At 56.1% G+C, this 18,977-nt stretch carries 13 protein-coding genes and 3 pseudogenes; 10 read left to right on the top strand and 6 right to left on the bottom strand.

The genetic code is table 11. The annotated features are described in order from the left end of the window. Positions 1-271 precede the first annotated feature (271 nt). From HGP16_RS32165 to HGP16_RS32145, 5 genes are all read left to right on the top strand, one after another. Complete coding sequence (locus HGP16_RS32165) at positions 272-3,709, top strand: class I SAM-dependent DNA methyltransferase (RefSeq protein WP_246705643.1); 3,438 nt, start codon at positions 272-274, stop codon at positions 3,707-3,709. A gap of 177 nt (positions 3,710-3,886) precedes the next feature. Beyond that, positions 3,887-6,253, top strand: a complete 2,367-nt coding sequence (locus tag HGP16_RS32160; RefSeq protein WP_168843989.1) for a hypothetical protein — start codon at positions 3,887-3,889, stop codon at positions 6,251-6,253. 317 nt (positions 6,254-6,570) lie between these two features. Beyond that, positions 6,571-8,025 (top strand): ATP-binding protein, encoded by a 1,455-nt coding sequence (locus tag HGP16_RS32155; protein WP_168843988.1) that lies wholly within the window; start codon positions 6,571-6,573, stop codon positions 8,023-8,025. A 235-nt stretch (positions 8,026-8,260) separates the two neighbouring features. After that, a complete protein-coding gene (locus HGP16_RS32150) occupies positions 8,261-9,094 on the top strand; it encodes an enoyl-CoA hydratase/isomerase family protein (protein WP_168843987.1) in 834 nt (277 codons plus the stop codon). A gap of 119 nt (positions 9,095-9,213) precedes the next feature. Continuing rightward, positions 9,214-9,783, top strand: coding sequence for a TetR/AcrR family transcriptional regulator (locus tag HGP16_RS32145; RefSeq protein ID WP_168843986.1), 570 nt, complete (start codon positions 9,214-9,216; stop codon positions 9,781-9,783). Here the strand turns inward: HGP16_RS32145 and HGP16_RS32140 are convergent. Beyond that, positions 9,783-9,896 (bottom strand): annotated as a pseudogene (locus HGP16_RS32140) (IS481 family transposase); the annotation flags it as partial. The gene HGP16_RS32145 and the pseudogene HGP16_RS32140 sit on opposite strands and share 1 nt — an antisense overlap. A gap of 61 nt (positions 9,897-9,957) precedes the next feature. Between HGP16_RS32140 and HGP16_RS34315 the strand changes: the two are divergent. Further along, a pseudogene (locus HGP16_RS34315) lies at positions 9,958-10,364 on the top strand (FAD-dependent oxidoreductase); the annotation flags it as partial. A 670-nt stretch (positions 10,365-11,034) separates the two neighbouring features. Here the strand turns inward: HGP16_RS34315 and HGP16_RS32135 are convergent. Further along, entirely contained in the window at positions 11,035-12,240 is a 1,206-nt protein-coding gene (locus HGP16_RS32135) for an aminotransferase class V-fold PLP-dependent enzyme (protein ID WP_168843985.1), read from the bottom strand. Positions 12,241-12,398: 158 nt separating this feature from the next. After that, entirely contained in the window at positions 12,399-13,319 is a 921-nt protein-coding gene (locus HGP16_RS32130) for a LysR family transcriptional regulator (RefSeq protein ID WP_168843984.1), read from the bottom strand. Positions 13,320-13,493: 174 nt separating this feature from the next. On the opposite strand from HGP16_RS32130, the gene HGP16_RS32125 reads away from it, so the two are divergent. The 3 genes from HGP16_RS32125 (at position 13,494) to HGP16_RS32115 (ending at position 15,953) form a co-directional block, all read left to right on the top strand. Then, complete coding sequence (locus tag HGP16_RS32125; RefSeq protein WP_168843983.1) at positions 13,494-13,877, top strand: RidA family protein; 384 nt, start codon at positions 13,494-13,496, stop codon at positions 13,875-13,877. 62 nt (positions 13,878-13,939) lie between these two features. After that, entirely contained in the window at positions 13,940-14,962 is a 1,023-nt protein-coding gene (locus tag HGP16_RS32120; protein ID WP_168843992.1) for a carbon-nitrogen hydrolase family protein, read from the top strand. A gap of 4 nt (positions 14,963-14,966) precedes the next feature. Further along, positions 14,967-15,953 (top strand): molybdopterin-dependent oxidoreductase, encoded by a 987-nt coding sequence (locus HGP16_RS32115; protein ID WP_168843982.1) that lies wholly within the window; start codon positions 14,967-14,969, stop codon positions 15,951-15,953. Positions 15,954-16,400: 447 nt separating this feature from the next. Here the strand turns inward: HGP16_RS32115 and HGP16_RS34870 are convergent, their stop codons facing one another. Next, positions 16,401-16,646: an FAD-binding protein gene (locus HGP16_RS34870; protein ID WP_168843981.1), complete on the bottom strand. Its 246-nt coding sequence runs from the start codon at positions 16,644-16,646 to the stop codon at positions 16,401-16,403. Between the two features lie 238 nt (positions 16,647-16,884). Here HGP16_RS34870 and HGP16_RS32105 point away from each other — a divergent pair. Next, positions 16,885-17,122, top strand: a pseudogene (locus HGP16_RS32105) (IS5/IS1182 family transposase); the annotation flags it as partial. A gap of 128 nt (positions 17,123-17,250) precedes the next feature. Here the strand turns inward: HGP16_RS32105 and HGP16_RS32100 are convergent. Together HGP16_RS32100 and HGP16_RS32095 are read right to left on the bottom strand one after the other, a co-directional pair. Beyond that, complete coding sequence (locus tag HGP16_RS32100; protein WP_168843980.1) at positions 17,251-18,201, bottom strand: PLP-dependent cysteine synthase family protein; 951 nt, start codon at positions 18,199-18,201, stop codon at positions 17,251-17,253. A gap of 325 nt (positions 18,202-18,526) precedes the next feature. Further along, positions 18,527-18,949: an ACT domain-containing protein gene (locus HGP16_RS32095; RefSeq protein ID WP_168843979.1), complete on the bottom strand. Its 423-nt coding sequence runs from the start codon at positions 18,947-18,949 to the stop codon at positions 18,527-18,529. Positions 18,950-18,977: the final 28 nt, after the last annotated feature.

The following is an 18,977-nucleotide window of genomic DNA, read 5'->3' as shown; positions in this document are numbered from 1 at the left end:
GTATAGGCCCGAGAAACCGGGCCGGTAATTGCTATGGGCTCAGACCGCGGATCCGCTCACCAAGGAGAAATTCGATGCCACTTGAATGAACAATTGACAAAAGACCTGATGTGAAAGGATATGAACCAGCGCCTCCCCCAAAGGGTCATAAGACTTATTGATTTAACTTGATTTTCGTCCCCGCAGCATTTCTCTTCAGCAGCCCCAACAGAACTTCAACCAAAAATTTTGGTTAAATATTTTTTCACTCGTTATCCACAATATAGTTTCCATGAGGATGGATAACGGCAGTAAATCTTTAAGAGTTTCAGATTTTGTCACGCGCTGGTCGAATAGGGAGGGCGGGCAGGAACGAGCAAACTATTCTCTTTTCTTAACCGAGCTCTGCGATGTTCTCGAAGTTGCCCATCCAGATCCAGCCGGCGCTTCTCACGAATTGAACGATTATGTGTTCGAGCGCAGAGTCGAGCGAAGATTATCTGAAAGTCGCCCCGAAGCGGGCCGTATCGATCTCTACAAACGCGGACATTTCATCCTTGAAGCCAAGCAAAGTCGACAAAGAGCGGTGGCCGACGGTCCCGTCGGTTTGCAAGGAGACCTGTTTGTTTCCGCCAAGTCTCATAGCCGTAAGGACGACGCCAGCGCTATTGACCACCTGATGATTCAGGCGCGGCGCCAGGCCGAGCGTTATGCCGGCGCGCTTCCGGCCGAGCATCCTTATCCGCCATTTCTGATTGTTTGCGACGTAGGACGCGTTCTCGAACTTTATGCCGACTTCTCTGGCAACGGGCGACATTATGCGCAGTTTCCGGATGCAAAAACGTTTCGCATCCACCTTGAAGATCTCAAGGAGCCAGAGAGGCGAGAGCTTCTGCGGATGGTCTGGGAAAATCCATATAGTCTGGATCCCGCGAAGCAAACTGCGAAAGTGACGCGACAAATCGCCGGGCGCCTTGCCGATATCTCGAAAGCACTCGAAGGCCGAGGCTTCGATCCCCGCAATGTCGCGATCTTCCTGATGCGCTGTCTCTTCACGATGTTCGTTGAGGACGTCGGACTGCTTCGAAAGAAGGGGTTTACTGAACTTCTCGACCGGTGCATCGAAGACCCCAGACGCTTTGCGTTCGAGATCGATGATCTCTGGAAGCACATGGACCAAGGCAGTTACTCGCCAGGCATTGGCGAACGTCTGCTTCGGTTCAACGGCAAGCTTTTTAAGAATGCGGCGGCGCTGCCTCTCACGACGGATGAAATGCGCTTGCTCCGCGAGGCTTCCGGTTCCGACTGGTGCGACCTGGAGCCGGCGATTTTTGGCACGCTGTTCGAGCAGGCGCTCGATCCGGTCGAACGCCGGCGCCTGGGAGCGCATTACACCCCTCGCTCCTATGTCGAACGGGTGGTGAATGCGACCGTCATCGAGCCCCTGACGCAAGATTGGCTCGGCCATCAATCGGCTGCAGAACGCGCCTTGCGGGCCGGTATGAAAACGGCCGCCATTCGCGAGATCGAAGACTTTCTGAGGTCTCTATCATCGGTGCGCGTTCTGGATCCGGCCTGTGGCACCGGCAATTTCCTCTATGTCGCCTTGCGGAGGATGAAACAACTAGAAGGCGAGGTTCTGAAGCAACTGCAGGATATCGGCGGCGATCAGGCAATCGCGAACGTCGATCATCTGTCCGTAAAGCCGGAACAATTCTTCGGAATGGAATTGAACGGCCGTGCCGTGGAGATTGCGGAACTGGTTCTCTGGATTGGCTATATCCAATGGCACATGAGAACCCGGACGACGGTCCCTCCGGAGCCGGTCATCGGCAGCGCGGATCATGTGAAAGAGCAAGACGCCCTCCTCACCTGGGCAGATTATCCAACCCGCCATGTGAAACGGGACAAGCTCGGTCGTCCCATCTGCGACCAGCAGGGCCGCGAGGTCTATTCGTTTCAAGATGTCAGGCGGCCCGAATGGCCGGATGCGGACTTTATAGTCGGAAACCCACCGTTTATCGGCGGGAAGGACATCCGCGGACGGCTTGAAGGCGGATATGCAGAGGCTCTGTGGGAGGCGAATCCCCAGATCAACCCATCTGCAGATCTTGTCATGTATTGGTGGGACCGCGCCGCTGAGTTACTGACCAAAAAAGGAACGCGACTCCGCCGTTTCGGCTTCGTTACGACCAATTCAATCACACAGGTGTTTCAGCGTCGGGTGCTGGAGCGTCATCTGTCTGCGGCCTCACCAGTTTCCATTTTGCTGGCTATACCGGACCATCCCTGGACAAAAGCGACGAAAGATGCGGCCGCCGTGCGTATCGCCATTACCGTGGCTGCTGCAGGCAACGTGCAGGGCGTCTTGCGCCAAGTCAGGACGGAAGACGAGATCGATACTGACGAACCGAAAATCGCGTTCGTCGCTCGACACGGAACCATCAACGCAGATTTATCAATAGGTGCTGACGTTACCAGAGCTCAATCTCTGCTATCGAACTCTTGGCTGTGTTCACCTGGCATGAAGCTCCACGGAGATGGTTTTATAGTTACCCGAAATAAGGCCGTTGAACTGGGTCTCGGAAAACGGACAGGTCTTGATCGGCACATTCGCGATTATAGAAATGGTCGGGATCTGACGGCACGATCGCGTGGGGTTATGGTAATCGATCTTTTCGGTCTGGATGCAGCTTTTGTGCGCAAAGCCTACCCGGAAGTTTATGAACACCTGCTCGAATTCGTGAAACCCGAGCGAGACAGGAATAACCGGCCTTCTTATCGGGAAAGGTGGTGGCAGTTTGGCGAGCCTAGACGGGAAATGCGACCGGCACTCGAGACCATAAGTCGCTATATTGCCACGGTAGAGACATCGAAACATCGCGTATTTCAGTTTCTCGATACCAGCATACTGCCAGACAATATGCTGGTAGCTATCGCATCAGACAATGCTTTCGATCTCGGCGTTCTGTCTTCTCGCCCCCATATCATATGGTCCCTTCGCGCAGGCGGGCGTCAGGGTGTCGGTAACGATCCTCGTTATTCCAAGTCGCGCTGCTTCGATCCGTATCCATTCCCGGACGCAACAATAACATGGCGCACAAAAATCGCGGACTTGGCCGAAGAACTCGATAGCACGCGAAAGCTGGTTCTTGCGGAAAATCCCGATCTGACCCTAACCGGGCTGTACAACATGCTGGAAATTTCCCGATCGGGAGAGGCACTTTCCGCGGCGGACCGTGAACTCCACAAGCGCGGACGTATCCGGATCCTCAAGGATCTACATGAGCAGATCGACATATCGGTCATGAAGGCTTACGGATTCGATATCCATCTTGCCGAGGGCGAGATATTGGCACAACTGGTCGAACTCAACCAGCGAAGAATGATGGAAGAACGCCGCGGATTGATCCGCTGGCTGCGCGCTGATTATCAGATAGAGAAGATGGGACCTCTGGTTCATCGCGCCGACCGCATCCAGTCGATGTCCACCGTTCAACAGCCGAAAAGCAAGTCCCGCTTCTCAGACGAAAGGAAGATACAGGCGGCCCAGGTGCTTGCTCTTCTCGATCGGCATCAAATGCCGCTCACCGCAATCGAGATCGCTGCAGAGTTCAGGGAGCCAAAGCTTGTCGGCCCACAAATTCAGGATGTCCTAATATCTCTGAACCGTCTCGGCGATATTGAAAGTTTTGATAACGGCCGAAGTTTCACGCGCATTGCCGGATGAAATTCTGGCATTCCCCCCGTATCGCCAAGGCCTTTCGTTATAAGCCTTAATTCTCATGGGTAAATGCGCCGAGAGCCAGCACGAACCAAATAAACCGCAACCAAAGGCGATAAACTGATTTTTAAAGCTCCGGTTCTATTTCCGCTCGCCCTCGGCACTTAAGTCGCGAGAAACGGAATGAGCATGGCCAAACACGATCTTTCATCAGGTCATTTTCAGCGCAAAATTTCGGAATTCTGCGAGGTGCGTATTGCGCCGATATCCTCAAAGCGGGTGCTGGAGAATGTGCGCCCCTATCTGATCAGCCTGATCATTTACCGCAAGCGACCGCCGGTCCTGAACGGCCGGCTCGACTGGACCGCGATCGGAGAGTACTGCGGGATCGAAGACGAAATGACGGCAGAATTGAAGAAGCAGCTACGGCCGGCATTGGATGCGATCATCCGATGGCTAAAAGCTCCACCCGTCGCAGAAGACGTTCCGTCGGCGAAACTGTCTATGCGCACAAGCAAGGTTGAGCCCGTCAAAAAGCCCGCGGCTGCATCCTCAACCAGAAAACCGCAGCGCGCCGCGAAGGACGGCATCTTCGCCCAGACTACATCTGCTCAACGTGGGCCGGCTCCGAAGCCCATCAGCCCGTTTCCGGATCCATTGTTCGAAGCGACCGACGATCCGGCGAGTTTTCAGGATGCGCTGATCTACCATATGCGTCGGTTCGGCGACAGCTACTGGCAACTATATGGTGCCGTGGTCCGTCTAACAGAGACTTTCGACAGCAAGACGCTTCTGTCCTGGATCCAGGGCGAACGCGTGCCGCAGTCGGTTGCCAGCTTTGATATCCTGCGGCGCATTGAAACACGCTACCGACTGTCAGAGGGATACTTCAAGGCAAAGCTGCCGCATCAGGCGCGATCGCTCTACGGTCATGACCTCGGTGATATCAGCCCGGCCGAGCGACGTCGCATCTCCTTGCATCTGCCGGATGATTTCAGCAGCCTGCCCTTCACCAAACGGGAAGAGATTCTCGACTGGGTCCGCCGGGTGATCATTTCGGGCTCGACCGAATATCGCCGTTACCAGGCAGCAGCCAGCAAGCAGCGTTATGCGATCCGATTTCCCGGTGTCACCTATGGCGGCGGTTCGCTGTCACCCCGATCTCTGGCCTCTGCCGCCAACGGTAACCAGAATATTGTTGAAGAACTCGACGATCCCGACCTGCTGTCAGGCGTCGTCGATGCACCGCCGCGGCTCGCGATGGAAATGGCGGATCTCATCCGCTTCAAGACTTCGACCCTCACGGCGATCGGTTTCCAGCGAAACGGGGTCTGGGGAGAGGAAACCGCGTCCCAGAAGATCGAACACCTTGGCCTCATGTTTGTCGCACTTGCCGCCTCCCCCTCCAGCATCGTCAAAGGTCGCGGCGTTCCGCTCAGCCAACTGAGCTTTGGCCTGCTGGTCTTCCCGGGCGTCTGGGACTGGTACCTGCAATGGCGCGAGCAGCGGCGTGGCTTCTATACCAAGTGGGAAGAGGACATGCTGATGGTGGCACAGGCTCTCACCCGAGCAGACGTCGGCTGGATCCGACAACATCCGGAACTTCTGAAGAATGTTCGGCCGATCGAAGGGCTGATCGAACAGGACGAGATCGAGTTCGCAACCCGAGACTGGAACGCCGCCTGCGACGCGTTCCACCGGCATGCAGCCAACCGCTCAAAGGAAATCCAGCGGGTGATGCGCGTCCACCGTGATCCGTTCGAGCCGATCATGTGCATCCTCGAGGCCGACAGCCCGCTCGCCGAATACCGCAAGATAACCGACGAGATCCTGAAACGCATGCCTGATGAAGATCGATACCCGCGGCCGGCTGCCGAAGCCGTCCGATCGTTCTTGCTCCTGCGCCTTGGCCTGCATCTCGGCCTTCGCCAGAAGAACCTGCGACAATTGCATGTCTGCCCGCGCGGACACTTCCCGACATCGGAGCGACGGCTCGAGGACCTGAAATGCGGCGAACTCCGTTGGAGCGATCGCGATGGCGGCTGGGAAGTCCTCATCCCTTCGGTCGCGTTCAAGAATTCCGGGTCATCGTTTTTCGGTCAGAAGCCATTCCGACTGATCCTTCCGGATCTTCTCGATCTCTACAAATACCTCGAGGCCTATATCGACAAACATCGCGGCGTGCTGCTCGGCAGCGCCAAGGATCCAGGCACGCTGTTCGTCAAGACGGTGAAGACGACCAGTATTGACGCCGCCTACGATTCAACCAAGTTCTACGAGGCTTGGAGAACTGTGATCCAGCGCTATGGGATCTACAATCCCTATACCGGCCGTGGCGCCATCAAAGGGCTGCTGCCGCATGGGCCACATAACCTACGGGATATTCTCGCCACCCATATCCTCAAACAGACCGGCTCGTACGAGCAGGCCAGCTACGCCATTCAGGATACGCCTGATGTCGTGCAGCAGCACTACGGTCGTTTCCTGCCGCAGGACAAGGCCGCACTGGCGGCCAAGATTCTTAATCAGGTTTGGGAAGGCGGCGCTTAGTCATCGATAGGGGCTATGGGGCGGCACAATTTCAAGACGATATAAACCGCCTACCGCTTAGATACCTAAGTTATTGTTTCTCATAATAGAAGTCCTTCGCGCATGATTAGATTCGGATATAACGGGGATAAAAGCGGATGGCCAAATTTGCGCTTAGCAAGGCAGCTGCAGCAAGGCTGGTTCAAAACGAGGATAAAAAACCTCTTTGACGGCCTTACCGCATCGCTTTGTTTTTATTCCGAATTGTTGCTGGCCTTGATCGAAAAATGCTGCTGAAGCCACCGAATCTGATATAAGGGGGATAAAAGAGGCCCGACATGCCAATTCATGATCCCTGCGCACTTCTCAATCGATTGCTGCAAGAGCCGAGTGAGAGTGCGTGGCTCGAGTTCAAGGTCAACAATAAAGATCCGCGTGAAATCGGAGAATACGTGTCGGCGCTGGCGAACTCGGCAATGCTGCTTGGCCGAGATCGTGCCTTTCTCGTCTTTGGGATAGAAGACAGGACTAAGAGACGTGTCGGTACCGAACTCCGCCTGCAGCAACTAAAGCAGGGCAACGAGGATTTCACCAACTGGCTCGCCCGAATGGTCGAGCCCCGGGTGCTGATCGAGGTGCTGGACTTTATGTGCGACGGCTTGGCTTACTCAATCGTCGCCCTTGAGCCCTCCTACGAGCGGCCTGTGAAGTTTTCCGGTGCGGAATTTATCAGGATTGGCGAAAACAAGAAGAAGCTTGCCGAATTTCCCGAACACGAACGTGCTCTCTGGATAGCGACTGGTCGAAGACGTTTCGAAACTGCGGTTGCATCGTCGAATGTAACGGCAGACGATATTTTCGCTATGCTGGATCCAGATCCGATTTATGATCTGACCGATGAGCCAAGGCCAAAAAATAATCAAGAAATCATTCGAAAAATGGTTGATGCAGGCTTCCTTCTCGACAATCTCGAGGGAAGGTTCGACATCACCAACTTAGGCGCAATTATGCTAGCGCGTGATGTAACGGTTTTCCCATCAATCGCGGGGAAGACGGTTCGCATTGTCAAATATTCCGGCCGTGATAAGTCCCGTTCCGACTTCGAACAGGAGGGCAGGAAGGGGTATGCTGTCGCTTTCACGGCAATGATGCGGTTTCTGATGGAGAGGCTGCCGAAGGACGAGCGGTATATCGATGGCGTTCGACGGATGGTGCCGCATTTCCCGGAAACCGCTGTACGCGAGGTTATTGCGAACGCTCTTATTCACCAGGACTTTATGGCAACCGGCGTTGGACCAGTCGTTGAAATCTACGACAACCGCATCGAGGTTACCAATCCCGGCAACTCCCTAATCAACACCGATCGTATTCTGGACGAACGTCGATCGAGAAACGAAAAGCTTGCTGCAACCATGCGTTCTTTCGGACTGTGTGAGGAGCGCGGCGGCGGTCTCGACAAAACCCTGATAGAAATCGAAGCGCAGCGGCTGCCTCCCCCAGACTTCATCTCATCTGAGCATTCGATGCGTGTGGTGCTGTTTGCGCCGAAGGGCTTCGGCCAGATGTCAAAGGCGGAAAAATTGCGTGCTTGCTTTTTTCATTGCGTCCTTCGGTGGCTCACCCACGATTACATGAGCAATGCGACGTTACGCGAGCGTTTTTCATTGGCTCCGGAAGAGTATCAGGCCGTTTCCGCTGTGATTGCAGAGTCAATCAAACTAGGCCGTATTGCTCCGGCGGACCCGGATCAAGGCAAGCGCAATGCGAGGTATATTCCGTATTGGGCGGCATGATACTACGATACCAAAGTGCACGGAATAATTTAACGCCTTGAGAGGATCTGAACCGGCGGCCCTACTAACCAGTCGTCCAAATCATTGAAATGACGTCACTGTGGCATAAGATTGATTTATGGAACCATCTCGCCGCGGCTGCCCGGTGATCGATGCGTTACGTTGTTGACAATGAGGATGATGCCCATCATCTTGATCATCAGCCGCAACATCCTGGAACGAAGGACTATTTTAAATGAGTGCTCTACTGACCCAGTTCACGATCACCGATGCAGCGCCGGGATACTGGCGGGTGACCTTCAACAATCCGCCGCTGAATTTTTGCGATCCGGAAACCCTCATCGAGTTGCAGCAGATCGTCGGTCTTATCGAGTCCGATGACACGTTGCGGGTGGTCGTGTTCGATAGTGCTGACCCGGATTTCTTCGTCAATCACTACGACGTCTCCCGGTTTGCCGATTTTCCCCTGACACCGGGGCCGACTGGTCTGCCGACGTTCATCGATGCCACCACACGGTTGACCACCTCCCCGGTCGTGACCATCGCATCGATTCGGGGTCGCACGCGCGGCGGGGGTTCTGAGATTGCTCTGGCATGTGATATGCGCTTTGCCAGCCTGGAGCGCGCGGTCTTTGCTCAGATCGAAGTCGGTGCAGGCGTGTTCCCCGGCGGTGGCGCAACCGAGCGCCTACCACTCCTCGTCGGTCGGGCAAGGGCACTCGAAATCGTCCTCGGCAGTGATGATTTCGACGCAGCAACGGCAGCGCACTACGGGTGGGTGAACCGCGCACTCCCCGATGATGAGCTCGACCCCTTCGTCGACAACCTCGCTCGGCGCATTGCGTCGTTCGACAAGCCTGCGCTCGCCGAGGCCAAGGCGCTGATCAACCGCAGAACCCTGCCGTCCGCTGAGGATCTGATGTACACACAGGACGTTTTCCTCAACGCGTTCTCTTGGCCGACTGTCCATGCGCGGGGAGCCCGCATAGCGCGAAAGCGCGACGAAGTGGGTGCTGACTTCGAGGCCCGCATGGGCTATCACCTCGGCAATCTCAGCACCGATTCCTGATGAAACCAACAGCGGTTCCCCTCTAGTGAGGCCGAAGCCTTGGCGTATGTTCGCCTTAGCTGGTTGTCGTCGAACTCGTTCGGATATAACTGGTGTCGCATCGGCGCTGGAGGTCATTCATGGGTAGTTCGAAAGCTGACAAGGCGGCAAGCCACGATCGAATCGTCAACATCGCTGCGGCACTAATGCGCCGCAGTGGCATAAACGGTGTCGGAGTGGCGGAGCTGATGCAGGAAGCCGGCCTGACCCACGGCGGCTTCTACCGTCATTTCAACTCCCGAGATGAACTGGTCGCCGCTGCGGTGGAACGAGCCTTGGCTCAGGGAAGTGCGCGGACCGTGGCTGCGGTCGATCAGGGGGGTAAACGGGCGCTCGAAGCAATCGTCGACGACTACCTCAGTCCAGCCCACCGCGCCCACCCTGAGGCCGGATGTGCAGTGGCTGGATTGGCCGAAGACATTTCACGCGCGGATGTTCGAACCCGCTCGGCTTACGGACGCCAGGTCGAGCGGTACCTTGAGCAACTGGCCGGGTTGACGCTGGGAACGGATGCCGCTGCTGATCGACGTCGCGCCTGCTTGATACTCAGCGCGCTAGTTGGTGCCCTTGCCATGGCACGAGCAGTCGGCGAACGGGGCCTGTCCGACGAAATCCTCTCCGAAACCGCCACGGCACTCAAGGAGCTATAGGTGGTTAGTCCCGGCTTTTGAAGGATGGGATCGATGATGAAAATCCGGCTCCAGATGAACTCGTAAGGCGTGAGGCCCTTTAGCGTCTTGAGCATGCGCCCGACGTTGTAGGCGTAGGTAGATAAAGTCGGACAGTTGGCCTATCTCACGGAACTCTTGCGTGGGGCGCCGCTCATCACAGTCCATCTGGATGATGTAATCGCTCAACAGTCGGCGCCTTGGGTCAGTCTTCCTAATGACCGGGCCAAGATCGTCACCAGTCGGCTAGGAATGGGCCGGTTTCGAGTTGGAGGCGCGGCGGAGCTTAATGGCTTGAACTGGGACATCCGTAATGATCGAGTTAAGCCTCGAGTCTCGATTGGACACTCATGGTTCTCCCAGGAGTTGGCACTTATCGAGTGGTGCCGTTGGCACGTCTGCGGTCAACGATGCCGAATATCATGCCAAAGGTTGGAAGAGGTCGTATCACGGGTGTATTTTACAAGACTGGCCACGGACATCTGGGGTGGACACTGTCGGCTGCGACAGCAGCAACGCTTGCGGAGTGCTTGGAAAAGGAACTGCCTCTCCAAACACGATAAGCCGGGTGATGGAGCTTGTCTCAAAACTTCAGCGTGTTCGCCGTATTTTGCGAGAGGACTCTCCGACTCTGTTGTAGAGGCGAATGCGGTTCGTACGACTGGCGGCAGGGAACGGCTCGGGCGAACGTCGCGGATGGGCGAGCGAACGTTGCGGCAACTGTTGATCATTGCATCCAGTGCCGTGGCGCGAGAGCGTCGACCCCGCTGGAGCGGCCTCAAGATATCTTGACAGCCCTGCTCCAGTGCATGTGCTGACTTTTTGAGCGTCCAACGGTGCCCGCCAAGCCAGTCGATCGCGGCGCTTCGGCCGATGCCCACTGATCACGTCGCCTAGAGACGCTCGATCATCCCGACGATGAAATCTGAATATCCGTCGAAGCGCGAGCGGCGCGGTCACCCCTTGCGGCCGCGGTATCGATTCGCCGATCCTTGCCCGAGCAACCCAGCAGATCGCGCTCGGTATACCGACGCCAAACCGTGCCGCCGCCCTGACCGGCGGATGCTCTTCATCCGGCCTTCAAGACACGCAACCACAAATCTTTCGCCCAGTGGCCTGCCATCGCCCGCCACAGCTAAAGCGGAGGTTGACTTAGTAACCGGCCAGCGCGTTGCATCACAATCGATTCGCTGATACCCGGACGCGCTCTAGGTTGTCCAGCCGTGCCGATCACTACGCGGCAACACCGGCGATTGCCTCTAGAAATGCGTCAATTTCCTCTTCAGTATTGTAATAGTGTGGGGAGGCCCGCACCACGGCCGGGAGTCGTCGCTCGTAAGCGTCCACGGGTGTACTGGAGGGAGGGGAAACCGAAACGTTAATTCCCTTTTCAGTCAGATAAGCCATGACGGCATGTGCGTCCCAGCCGTTGACGGTGAATGAGATTATGGAAGCAAGTGACGCCCCGAGATCATGTACGGATACCGCTTGCAACCCCCTCAGGCCTTCGCGAAGCCTTGAGGAAAGGTGATCGCAGCGCTCTTCAATGTTTTCGAGCCCAATGTCGAGAGCGTAATCCACTGCCGCCCGCAGGCCGAGGCGAACGGAATAGTTCTTCTCCCAGGTTTCGAAACGTCTGGCATCAGATCTCAATTCATACCGATCTGGTGCAGTCAAAGGCGCTCCATAGAGGTCGATCATCGCCGGCTCAATTTTTTCCAGCAACGACTTGCGCATGTACATGAAACCAGTGCCCCGCGGTGCACGGAGAAACTTCCTGCCAGTAGCGGTTAGAATGTCGCAGCCCAATGCGTTGACATCAATCGGCGTTTGACCCGCCGCTTGGCAGGCGTCGAGGAGATAAAGAATGCCGTTATCTCGGGCTATCCGACCGATCGCCGCAGCTGGATTGATAAGGCCGCCGTTCGTCGGGATCCAGGTGACCGCTATCAAGCGCACCCGCCCATCGATCATTCTCGACAGTGCGTCCGGATCCAGGACGCCAAAGGAGTCATTCGGAATGATTTCGATCGATACACCGGTGCGCATGGCGACCTGCAGAAAAGCGATGTAGTTGGCCGCAAATTCGGCACTTGCCGTTAGGATCCTGTCTCCGGGACGAAAAGAAAGGGAATAAAAGGCTCGCTGCCAAGCAATCGTTGCGTTTTCCGCGATTGCTATCTCGTCGCGGCTGCAGTTTAGAAAGGTGCCCAAACTGTCATAAGTTCCTTCTAACGAGGAGCTGGCCTCCGCTGCAGCCTCATAGCCACCGATTTCGCCCTCCCTACGTAGATATCCAATCACGGCATCAATCACCGGGCTCGGCATCAGCGATGCGCCAGCATTGTTCAGATGGTTTCTGTTCTTTGCGCCGGGGGTATCAGCACGCAGACGAAGGATGTCCAAAGTCTTGCGAGCGTCGCAGCTGTTTTCCGACATGTGGATTCCCTCCGTTGATCGAACAAACAGTCTTGTTGATGCAATCGGCATTGTTACGGAAGCCAATACTTTCGCAACGTGCTGTGCAAAAACGAGCGTCGTTGCATGGTGGCCCGCAAAGTCGGCCTCAGCCCTGTGGGCGGCCGGTTTGCAAAACTTCACGAAGACCAGGGTGCGTTACCCAGAAGTCTTTGTTCGTCTCGGCGCAGCAGTTCTTTGACGAATTGCTTTACGGCCCTCACTCTCGGGAGATGGGCGAGGTCGTGGTGCGCTGACATCCAGATCTCACGCTCGCCGCTCAACTCCTCGAGCACCGGAACGAGACCGAGGTTCAGACTACGTGCGAATTCGGGAAGGGCTACGATTCCTGCGCCTGCAGAGGCTGCAAACATCTGCGACATCATGCTGTTTGAGCTGAACGCAATTTTCGGATTGGGCACGAGTTCCTCTAGCCATAAAACGCTTTCGAGCTGGACCAACTCCTCGATATAGCCGACGAACCGGTGGCGGCTCAGATCCGCTACGTCAGCAGGAACACCATTGCGCTCGAGATATGCCGGCAAAGCGAATAAGCCTGTCCTGAAACGTCCGATCAGCTGACTGTCGAGAGACGTACCATGGGGCTTGAAGAAGCTTAGGAATAAGTCTGCTTCCCGGCGAGCGACCCGAACGCTTTGCGGCGAAGTTACCAGCTCGAGGTCAAGATCAGGGTACCGGTTACTCAGTTCAACCAGGCGCTCGGAAAGGTACAGCGTTGCGATGCCCTCCATGGTTGCCAATCTGACGGTGCCGCGTATCTGGTCTCGATTGCTCACGTCGCTTCGAAGCGCATTCACCCCGTTCTCGATTTCCTCCGCTCGCCGCATCGTAACAAGCCCGGCCGTTGTCAGCAGAAGTCCATCCCTGGATCGTTCGACGAGTGCGCCGCCAACTGTGTATTCCAGGCGAGCAAGCCGACGGGAAACAGTCGAGTGGCTGACTTTCAGTTCTCTGGCGGCTCCGGTTACGCTCTTGCACCGAACGACGATGAGGAAGAGTTTGAGATCGTCCCAGTCAAGATGATCGATTGCAGTCGCCATGCTACCCCCGTCTATTTTTGCACAGAGTAGTGCATCCTATTCGGGTTGGCGCGCAACTTCGTTCTGTTAGTTTCCAAGGGGCTGTAAGGGCGAACGTGCAGCATACAATAAAGCAAAACCCTTTGTGGACATGCCGGTCGCCAGCAGTTTGCAACGCATGCCTTGGGAGAAACCATGTCTAGACGAACTGTGAATGCCTCGAACGCTGCGGTAATAGGTCCATATTCGCACGCTACATGGGCCGGCGACTTGCTATTTTGCTCCGGCCAGACGCCGCTTGATCCCAGCACCGGCAAACTTGTCGACGGAACCGTCGCTGATCAGACACGCCAGTGTTTCGACAATCTGTTCCAGGTCCTCGAGGCAGCAGGCTTGGGGTCGGATGACGTCGTATCCGTCAGTGTTTATCTCACCGCCATGAGTGACTTTGGTCAGATGAACGAGGTTTACGCCACACGTTTTTCATCGCCCTGCCCGGCCCGTACCACCATCGGCTGCGCTAGCCTCCCGCTTGGAGCCCGTATCGAAATCGGCCTGACGGCAAGGCGGCAATCGTAAATCTGGATTCGGCGAACCAGACGCGATGCTTGATGGCAATCGTTGATTTGAGAGGAATGATGATGGGAAGCATGAACTTCAAGGCTGCCGCGGCTCATGTTGCCCCGGTCTATCTGGATCCCGTAGCAAGCGCTGAGAAAGCATGTTCGGTAATCGCAGAGGCTGCCCGAAACGGGGCTTCGCTTGTGGTCTTTTCGGAGAGCTTTCTTCCGGGGTTTCCCGTCTGGGCGGCGCTTTACCCACCCATCCAATCGCACGGACATTTCAAGCGCTTCCTGAAGACTTCCGTATACGTGGATGGGCCAGAGATTGACAGTGTGCGGAAAGCTGCCTCCGATAACGGCGTATTCGTTTCCATTGGTTTCTCCGAGCGCAACCCGGCAAGTGTCGGAGGGCTGTGGAATAGCAACGTCTTGATTTCCGATACGGGCGAAATCCTGATCCACCATCGAAAGTTGGTCGCAACTTTCTTCGAAAAGCTGGTGTGGGATCCCGGCGATGGCGCTGGTCTTATCGTTGCAAATACAAGAATTGGACGTATTGGCGGCCTGATCTGTGGGGAGAATACGAATCCCGTTGCGCGCTATAGCCTGATGACGCAGGCAGAGCAGGTTCACATAAGCAGTTATCCGCCGATCTGGCCAACGCGCATACCGACGGAGAGTGACAATTACGACAACCGAGCGGCTAACCGCATCCGTGCCTCAGCCCATTGTTTCGAAGCCAAGTGCTTCGGAATCGTTGTCGCCGGCCGGTTCGATGAAGGCGCACGCAGGTCGATTGCTTTGGATGACCCCACAATCGAAGCGATCGTTGATGCCAGTCCGCGGGCCAGCAGCTTTTTCCTTGGACCAACTGGGGCGTCAATTGGGGATGAAATGATCGATGAAGGGATTGGCTATGCCCATATCGATCTCGACGATTGTATTGAGCCCAAACGATTTCATGACGTCGTTGCTGGTTACAATCGCTACGATATATTCGACGTCGCCGTGAACCGGACACGCCGAAAGCCGATAAGGTTCGCGGAATGTAGCACTGAGGCGGCCCCCAGGGGGCCTGAGATATTGGCTTTACCGGAGTAAGGTGATGACACGGACGGGTATGCACATGACCGAGAAGGGCTTCTCCTTCCAAGGCCCGGCTGAAGGGGTTCACGCCCTCAATTCCTGGATTACCCCTGAAGAGGATCTTTTTCTTGTCACCCATATGGGGTTCCTGGAGATCGACCCCGACCATTGGCATCTCGATGTCGATGGCCTCGTCGGAAACCCGATGAGGTTGCGCCTAACTGATCTTCAAGCTATGCCACAGCGCGAGTATATGTCGTTTCACGAGTGTGCTGGAAGTCCTCTTACTCCTACAGTGGCCAAGCGCAGAATCGGGAATGTGGTTTGGAAAGGGGTGCCGCTGTCGGCTATTCTGGAACGTGCAAAGATGGGCAGCGACGCGTCTCACATCTGGACTTCCGGCCTCGAGTGGGGCGAATACGCTGGAGTTGAGGAAACCTATCAAAAAGACCTGCCTATCGAGAAAGCGCTCGCAGAAGAGGTTCTTCTTGCCCTTGAGATCAACGGCCGGCCGCTCACTCCGGAGCGCGGAGGTCCCGTTCGACTGGTTGTGCCAGGTTGGTACGGCACGAACTCCGTAAAGTGGGTTGGCTCGATTACGGCCGCGAACCGGCGGGCGAGCGGCGTCTATACGACGCGCTTCTATAACGATCCTACCCCATCAGGGGTGAAGCCAGTATGGACCGTCGCGCCGGAATCCGTCATCGTGTCCCCGTCTCCGGATGATCCGCTGTCAGCTGAGGTGCCCACAAAAATATGGGGTTGGGCTTGGGGAGATCGCCACATATCAACCGTAGAAGTCAGCGTGGATGGAGGAGGCTCGTGGCAGAGGGCCACTGTAGATGCGCGCGAGGATAGAAGTTGGCAGCGGTTCGAGATGTCTTGGACGCCGGAGCCAGGTCCTCACGTCCTGCTATGTCGCTGCAAAAACGAGGTCGGGGAAGAACAGCCGGCATCTGATGCAAGAAACGCGGTGCACTCGGTTCAAGTTCAAGTTGATTTCTAGCCCACGCTCCACAGCAATCAGGAGGGGAGACAGCGCCACCAAACGCGCAAAATCCGATTTTTCTGATGGAAACGATGCCGATCACGTCGTTGATCGCCGACAGATCTCTCCTATCCTCCAACTCCGCCTTCGCTTCCAACAATCTCAAGCGTGGCGTTTAGTAATCGGGCACGCCTTTTGGGTGAGCGATGCGGCCCGCTCTCGAGTGGGCCCAGGCACGATAAACACCGCCGTTTGAACGATAGACGATAATTTCAAAAGTGTCAGATCAGCAGCTAACGCGCACCTGGTCTGGAGGGGGGACGCGGGCCTAGACAGAGACACGCGACGCCCGGGTCTAGTCCATTCTGGGAAGCTCGGCGACGCTGACGGAGAAAGCGGGCCAATATGGTGGTTTGCCCCTAGAGCGCCGATCGGCGCGACGAAAATTGCCGACCCATAATGTAGTCAAAATTGAGAGCTGGACCAAAGGTTGATACCACCCGACGGGTAGCAACCGCCCACGACGTTAGACGTGTCGGCGCCAAAGAGGTTCGGAATTGAGGTGTCCTTCCTGTCCATCACGGCCGCCGTAGCATCGGTTTTATAGCCCATTGACGTGCCAAACTCCCCGATAACACCTTGATCGCGTGATATGGGCCTGGCGCCAATCGGCGCGACGCAAGGGCTGGATTTTACCTCCGCATTCCACACCTGCGATTAAAGGGTGTGCTTCAGCGTTGGAACAGTGGATTATCGCCATTCGCCGCATGCCGATTGTAACATTCGATAGTCGCCTCTAGCCCCGAGCATGAGATCCCACATGCAATCGCGGGCTCTGTTATTGATTTCCCCGCTTTTCAGATATCCCGAATTGACGAACGGTTTGGCGGGCAAAGGCGACGGCCGGGATACGCCAAAGCCGCAGTGACGCTGGAAGGCATGATCGCAGATCAGCCTTGATGCCGATAGTGGCGAGATCATTGCCCATGTCCTGACATCCGGAAGCCGGCGATGCCACGAAGTCGGGACCGTTGCTGGATCAGATCGATGATGAGATCAGCCAGTTCACCGCCGATGGTGCGTATCACGACTATCCAACCTACGACGCAGTGCTGCTTCACAGCGCAGGCGCAAGGGTCGTTATTTCACCGCTCGACGCGGTTGAACGGCCCCCCCGTCAAATCTCGCATTTTTGCTTGCGAAACATCATCATGACATAGGCAAACGTCTGAAAAAGGCTTGTTGCTTTCCGAAGTTCTATTCGACACCGGGCACCAGGGAGTTCGGATCATACCCAGCGCGGTTCCTCGGCATCTCAGCTATCGGTGAGCAGGGTCCCGTTCATATATTTCAGTCCCGTATCGCAGGCTACTGTGACGACCGATTTGTCACTGCCTAGTTCACCGGCAAGTGCGATTGCCGCGACGACGTTGAGGCCGGTGGATGTTCCGACGAGCAATCCCTCCTCTCTTGCCAGCCTGCGGCACATTATACGGGCCTCCTCTTCCGGGATTGCACGTGCTTCGTCATAGAGCGCTCGGTCGAGAAACGGGGGAGAGAAGCCGACGCCGATACCCTCCACATGGTGAGTTCCCGCTAAGCCTTGCGTTATCACCGGCGAGGATGCCGGTTCGAGAACCACGATGCGACTTTGTGGCGACTTCGACCTGAGGACTTTCCCCACGCCCATGACCATCCCGGCGACGCCGACGGCGCCGCAGAAGACATCAATGCCGTCCGGAAACTGCTCGAACAGTTCATGGCCGATGTTTTCATACCCTATAAGAGCGTCGCGGTTGTTGAACTGGTCGGAATAATAAAAGCCTTCCTGCTGTGAGACCTCCCTTGCACGCCGTATCATCGAGGGAATGAGGTCGGCTGTGATGTTCCCCGAGGGGCTATGGAGGACGTCCACGGTAGCACCGAAGCTGCGGATCGTGCGCAATTTCTCGATGGCGAAGGCATTCGACGACGCCACCAGAAAACCGTAACCCTTAACAGCACAAACGAAGGCGAGCGAGGACCCTGTGCTTCCACCGCTCGCTTCGACCACCGTCATGCCCGGTCTTAAGTCGCCACGACGCTCCGCCTCCTCGATCATGGATCTAGCCATGCGATCCTTGTACGAGCCCGTCGGGTTGAAATACTCCAACTTGACAAAGACTTGGGCGTGCCCCTCGGGAACAACGCGACGGAGGCGAACGACAGGTGTATTGCCGATGGCGTCGAGGGCTGTTTTAACGGGCGGCGGCGGTGCAAGACGCATGAGAATATTCCTCGTGGATTGCAAAACTAGCTTACTTTAGCAAGGTCAGCGGAAAGCCGACCCGTGGTCAAGCGGTGTGGCGGCACGGTCGCGTGCCGCTGCGTTTCAACGGGAACGCACACCGGTAGTTTGGAAGCCTGGCGCTCACAGGCAACGGCGTCGAAATCGAAGAGATCTCGATCTTCCGGTACGACGGTGGGCGGATCATTTAGCAGTGGTGGCTTTTCGATAAGGTGATTCGTCACCAACAACTTAATGCGCATAAGGGCGGTCGCAGGCGATCCAGTGGCTATGAGGCGTTTGGTTCTTGCGCAGCGGGAAATCGTTAGATCGTCGCTATTGCCTGCAGCGCTTCATCCTGCACGGACTTGAGCACACGCATTGCGCGATCAGCGAGTTCGGCCGGGACAAAAATGTGATCGTGATGGAATGCCGCAACCATGTTGCTGGGTATACCCGCTTCTGCCAAAGCCACAGAAACACCAGCGGTCAGGCCGACCCCCTCAAGGGCCGATTTGACATTTAGAGTAATCTGGCGCATCGCAATGGAAACATCCAAACCTGCTTCAAATGCATTGCCGCGCTCTGTGATGATCGTCAAGCCTTCGGATTCGCGGAACGTCCCAATCGCGCGGAGCCCGTGAATGTCGATAGCACTCGAGACCGAGCAGAACACATACTCCCCGTCCTGCAGCGTGGGCGCCATATTCGACAGCATTTCCAGCGCGCTGCTGAGCAATTTTGTCATCTTTCCAATCCGCCTTGGTTTTTCGTGA

The sequence above is a fragment of the Rhizobium sp. P40RR-XXII genome (genome assembly GCF_012641405.1).
In the GTDB taxonomy this organism is placed as follows: Bacteria; Pseudomonadota; Alphaproteobacteria; order Rhizobiales; family Rhizobiaceae; genus Rhizobium.
Note: the sequence above shows the minus strand (reverse complement) of the source record. Positions and strands in the feature narration are given on the sequence as shown.

What these genes read in the sequence shown, in the direction of transcription:
- HGP16_RS32155 (WP_168843988.1), top strand. Translation starts at nt 6,571, where the DNA reads ATGCCAATTCATGATCCCTGCGCACTTCTCAATCGATTGCTGCAAGAG.
- HGP16_RS32130 (WP_168843984.1), bottom strand. Translation starts at nt 13,319, where the DNA reads ATGGCGACTGCAATCGATCATCTTGACTGGGACGATCTCAAACTCTTC.
- HGP16_RS32160 (WP_168843989.1), top strand. Translation starts at nt 3,887, where the DNA reads ATGAGCATGGCCAAACACGATCTTTCATCAGGTCATTTTCAGCGCAAA.
- HGP16_RS32150 (WP_168843987.1), top strand. Translation starts at nt 8,261, where the DNA reads ATGAGTGCTCTACTGACCCAGTTCACGATCACCGATGCAGCGCCGGGA.
- HGP16_RS32115 (WP_168843982.1), top strand. Translation starts at nt 14,967, where the DNA reads ATGACACGGACGGGTATGCACATGACCGAGAAGGGCTTCTCCTTCCAA.
- HGP16_RS32125 (WP_168843983.1), top strand. Translation starts at nt 13,494, where the DNA reads ATGTCTAGACGAACTGTGAATGCCTCGAACGCTGCGGTAATAGGTCCA.
- HGP16_RS32095 (WP_168843979.1), bottom strand. Translation starts at nt 18,949, where the DNA reads ATGACAAAATTGCTCAGCAGCGCGCTGGAAATGCTGTCGAATATGGCG.
- HGP16_RS32145 (WP_168843986.1), top strand. Translation starts at nt 9,214, where the DNA reads ATGGGTAGTTCGAAAGCTGACAAGGCGGCAAGCCACGATCGAATCGTC.
- HGP16_RS32100 (WP_168843980.1), bottom strand. Translation starts at nt 18,201, where the DNA reads ATGCGTCTTGCACCGCCGCCGCCCGTTAAAACAGCCCTCGACGCCATC.
- HGP16_RS32165 (WP_246705643.1), top strand. Translation starts at nt 272, where the DNA reads ATGAGGATGGATAACGGCAGTAAATCTTTAAGAGTTTCAGATTTTGTC.
- HGP16_RS32120 (WP_168843992.1), top strand. Translation starts at nt 13,940, where the DNA reads ATGGGAAGCATGAACTTCAAGGCTGCCGCGGCTCATGTTGCCCCGGTC.
- HGP16_RS32135 (WP_168843985.1), bottom strand. Translation starts at nt 12,240, where the DNA reads ATGTCGGAAAACAGCTGCGACGCTCGCAAGACTTTGGACATCCTTCGT.